Annotated in this window: 5 protein-coding genes and 1 pseudogene; 4 read left to right on the top strand and 2 right to left on the bottom strand. The window is 48.3% G+C overall.

The genetic code is table 11. From position 1 onward, the window contains the following. The 3 genes and pseudogenes from ACTHTQ_RS11145 to ACTHTQ_RS11155 all read left to right on the top strand — a co-directional run. Positions 1–106, top strand: a pseudogene (locus ACTHTQ_RS11145) (IS481 family transposase); the annotation flags it as partial. A 46-nt stretch (positions 107–152) separates the two neighbouring features. Then, positions 153–626, top strand: coding sequence for an iron-sulfur cluster repair protein DnrN (gene dnrN / locus ACTHTQ_RS11150; RefSeq protein WP_440363955.1), 474 nt, complete (start codon positions 153–155; stop codon positions 624–626). A 157-nt stretch (positions 627–783) separates the two neighbouring features. Further along, a complete protein-coding gene (locus ACTHTQ_RS11155; protein WP_440363956.1) occupies positions 784–1509 on the top strand; it encodes a hypothetical protein in 726 nt (241 codons plus the stop codon). 41 nt (positions 1510–1550) lie between these two features. Here the strand turns inward: ACTHTQ_RS11155 and ACTHTQ_RS11160 are convergent, their stop codons facing one another. Beyond that, on the bottom strand, positions 1551–2516 hold the full coding sequence (locus ACTHTQ_RS11160) for a tRNA dihydrouridine synthase (RefSeq protein ID WP_440363957.1): 966 nt from the start codon (positions 2514–2516) through the stop codon (positions 1551–1553). An 83-nt stretch (positions 2517–2599) separates the two neighbouring features. Between ACTHTQ_RS11160 and ACTHTQ_RS11165 the strand changes: the two genes are divergently transcribed. Next, positions 2600–4174 (top strand): glycosyltransferase family 2 protein, encoded by a 1575-nt coding sequence (locus ACTHTQ_RS11165; protein WP_440363958.1) that lies wholly within the window; start codon positions 2600–2602, stop codon positions 4172–4174. 81 nt (positions 4175–4255) lie between these two features. Here ACTHTQ_RS11165 and ACTHTQ_RS11170 read toward each other — a convergent pair. Further along, a partial coding sequence (locus ACTHTQ_RS11170; protein ID WP_159069391.1) for an IS3 family transposase occupies positions 4256–4342 on the bottom strand: 87 nt, incomplete at its 5' end.

Below are 4342 nucleotides of genomic sequence, written 5' to 3' on the forward strand. Positions count from 1 at the left end.
GTGCCGCTTTGTTAATTTCTATAACACTGTGAAGCCACACCGCAGTTTGAACGGCGATACGCCGTTTGAGGTCTTGCAGGCTTATTTTTCTCAACCTGTGGTGTAAACAACGCAACGTTTTCCTACATATAAATCTTTAAAGGAACACAGCCATGACCGACTTTACCCTTTGGGAAACCGCGCCTTTCAATTCTACGATTGACCATATCCTGCAACGTTATCACAACGTTCACCGCGCCCAGTTTGAAGAGTTGGTACCACTGGCGCAAAAAGTGGCGCAGGTTCATGCCGATACTTTCCCTGCCGAAGTGGCCGATTTGTTGGCCTATATGCAAAACGAGCTGTTGATGCATATGATGAAAGAGGAACGCATGTTGTTCCCGATGATTAATCAGGGTGTGGGCCGCGGCGCGGCAATGCCCATCAGCGTGATGATGCACGAGCATGAAGAACACGACCAAGCCATCGCTCGTTTGGAAGAATTGACCAACAATTTTGAGCTTCCTGAAGGCGCTTGTGGCAGCTGGAGCCGTTTGTACACATTGGCCAAAGAGATGGTGGATGATTTGAAAGACCATATCCATTTGGAAAATGAGATTTTCTTCCCCCGCGTTTTGGCTTCTTAAAATTTGAGGTTAATCAAGGCCGTCTGAACGTTCAGACGGCCTGTTCTTTAATTCCTTGCTAAGTTATTGTAATGGTTCTAAAATTTTAATAAAGAAACAAAATTAAGCAGTAAAGGCACACATCCGTTCTTTTGTTTACTTAAGAAGGAGTTTATGAATGAAACATTCTAAAGTTTTACTATCGGGTATTCTGTTTGCTGCTGTGACTGCGTGCGCCCAAACGACGGGAGGTGACTGGAGCGCTCTGCAGGATGCGAAAACAGGCGTGCAGTCGCGGCCTTATTATGAATTTGGCAATGTACTTCAGGAGATTTCTTTTAAGCAAACCGGCAATCCGGAAAATGGTTTGAAAAAGCCTGTTTTGACTGTGTATCGTCAGGGCAAGCTGTTGGGCGAAGCATATAATTTGGAAGCCTCTCATGGCAGCCCCTTGTTGCCGACCTTGTTTTTGGTAAACGGCAAGTCATTAAATATCAATGACGGCAACGATAGAAAACTGTTGGCTGCTGCTAAGAGAATCGATTTTTACGATTTCGGACGTAGCCGGATCGGCCATGCAGTCTTTACCGCGCCTAATGGCATCTGTCAGGATATGAAACACGGCAAAGGCGTTTCCTACAAGCTGGTTACCAACTATATTGATTTTCCGGATTATCCTTCGCCTGAAAATATCTTGATTATTACTGCGCAAGGCAAATATGAGCAAGACGGCTTCATGTTGGATTCTACCGAGTCAAGGGTGACCAGTGCCAATAAAGAATTTGCCAGAAAATATGGCGAAGCCCTGAAATCTAAGAATGGCCCTGAGACCAGACAGGTAAACATGGCTAATGCAGCCAGTGCGGAAAAAGGCAGACTGTTGGCCGATTATGTATGTAGGTGATGAAATCAAAGGCCGTCTGAAATTCAGACGGCCTTTTTTAATCATGAATGCATCTCTTGTTCAAACGACAGCAGAATCTGTTTCACTTCATCCGCTTCTTTGATGGCGCGGATGCGGTCAAACAATACCTGCGCCTGTTCAAACTCTTTTTTCATCATGCCCAGCCATTGTTTCAAACGGGAAACCGGATATTTGTTGCTGGCTTCTTTGGCAAGGCACAAGTCGAAAAATTGGACTATCCATGAAGAGACTTCGGCAAAGTCGGTGTCTTTCACTGTTTCGCCGTTTTCATATTGTTTGATTTGCCGCGCCAAGTCGGGACGGATAACCGCGCCGCGTCCGAGCATCACGCTGTCGCAGCCGCTGACGGTTTTAATGTCGAGATAGTCTTGAAGGCTGAACACATCGCCGTTGGCGGTAACAGGAATATTGACTGCATCGCGGATTTTGCGCACCCATTCCCAATGTGCCGGCGGTTCGTAGCCTTCGATTTTGGTGCGCGCATGGACGGTTAACGCGCATGCGCCGCCGTTTTCAATCGCGGAAGCGCATTCCAATGCCAGACTTTTGTCTTCATAACCGAGCCGCATCTTAGCAGTCAACGGAATGTGTTGCGGCAGGCGTTGGCGCAGGGTGTGGACGATGTGGTAAATCAAGTCTGGCTCTTTGAGCAAGACCGCACCGCCTTTGTGTTTGTTGACCGTCGGCGCGGGGCAGCCGAAGTTGAGGTCGATTTTGTCGGCACCGAAGCGCACGGCTTCCAAAGCATTGACGGCCATGTTTTCCGCATCGCTGCCCAAAAGCTGGACAGTACAGGGCGTGCCGGCCGGCGTGCGGTTGGCATGGGCGATTTCGGGAACATATTTAAGCCAAGTGGCGCGTGAGTGGACCGTGTGCGTAATGCGGATAAATTCGCTGACGCATTCGTCAAATCCGCCAATACGCGTCAACAGGTCGCGCATCACATCGTCCACCAGCCCCTGCATGGGGGCAAGAATAAGCTGCATGAGTCAGGCCGTCTGAAAAAAGGAGGACATATTGTAGCGGTATATCGGTTAAAATACAGCTTCCTTTTTCAGACGGCCTTTTTATGATGCACACAATTCCGGCAACCGCCGCCATGTTGGTAAAAAATTCAGAACGTTATCTTTCAGAAGTTTTGAATGCGCTGAAAGACTTTGACGAAGTCCTGCTGTTGGACAACGGCTCGACCGACCGTACTTTTGAAATTGCCAAGGGCTTTCCCAATGTCAGCTATTACAAGCATGACTTTATCGGATTTGGCCCGATGAAAAATCTGGCGGCCAGACTGGCGCAAAACGATTGGATTTTCAGCATAGACAGCGATGAAGTGGCGGATGAGGCTTTAATCGAATCCATTCGTGCGGCCGTTTTGGAAAATGAGAAGGAACATATTTTTTCGCTTTACCGTCTAAACCATTACCACGGCAGGCTGATTAAAGGCTGCGGCTGGTATCCGGATATTATTCCGCGCCTTTACCATCGCAGATTTACCCGTTTTTCCGACCGTCAGGTACATGAGTCTTTGGTGTTGCCGCAGGAAGCCAAGGTTAAACAACTTGATGGCCGTCTGAAACATTATTCTTTTGAAAACGCCGAAGGGCTGATTCAGAAAATGCAGCAGTACAGTTCGCTGTATGCGGAAGAAAACCGCTTCAAGAAAGACAGTTCGCCATTTAAGGCTTTGCTGCATGGCGGCGTATCGTTTGTGAAGAATTATCTGCTTAAACGCGGTTTTGCTTATGGGGCGGACGGGCTGACGATTTCAGTGTCCAATGCGCAAGGTTCGTATTACAAATATGTCAAACTCTACGAGCGCAACCGCACGATAACCGTCTCCCTCATCATCACCACCTACAACCGCCCCGATGCTTTGGAGCTGGTATTGAAATCGGCTTTATCGCAAACCCGTCTGCCGGATGAGATTATTGTCGCGGATGACGGCTCAAGGCAGGAAACCGCCGAAGTAGTTGATTTTATCCGCCGTAGGACAAGCATTCCGGTCAAACATTCATGGCAGCCGGATAGAGGCTTTCGTGCCGCCGAATCGCGCAACCGTGCGTTGGCACAGGCGCAAAGCGATTATATTGTGTTGATTGACGGCGATATGGTTTTGGATCCGTCTTTTATCGCCGATCATTTGAAGATTGCCCGCAAAGGCCGTCTGATACAGGGCTCCCGCGTGATTTTGACTGAGGATAAAACGCAGGATATTTTGGACGAAGGCGATTTGCCTGCCTTGTCTATGTTCAGCTCGGGAATAGAAAAACGGCTTTCCGCCCTACGTTGCCGTTGTTTGGCCAAATTGGCAGGCCGAAAAGGCAACCGCAAACACAAAGGCATCAAAACTTGCAATATGGGCTTTTTCCGCAGCGATGCGCTTGCCGTCAACGGGTTTGACAATAGCTTTGTCGGTTGGGGCAGGGAAGACAGCGAATTTGTCGCCCGTTGCTATCATAACGGGATGAAACGCCATAATTTGAAATTTGCCGGCATTGCGTACCACCTCTGGCACAATGAGGCAGAACGCGATTCCTTACCGCAAAACGATGCCTTGTTGGAGGCAACTTTGTCAGAACGCAAAATCCGCTGTGTTCATGGCGTATCGGATTTTATAAATGATGAAGAAGCAGCCGGAAAATAGCTTTATCATTTCATCTGAATCATAGAGGCCGTCTGAAAATCTGAACTGGCCCCCAAATCTTGGACACTCATAAAAGCCTATTCAGGCGCTCTGTGCAAGCTGGGTTCTGTATGCGACAGGACTCAGCTTTTTCAATTTCAAACTGCAACGCTCCCGGTTGTAGTAATC

Source organism: Neisseria sp. P0020.S003, from assembly GCF_051957095.1.
GTDB classification, from domain to species: domain Bacteria; phylum Pseudomonadota; class Gammaproteobacteria; order Burkholderiales; family Neisseriaceae; genus Neisseria; species Neisseria subflava.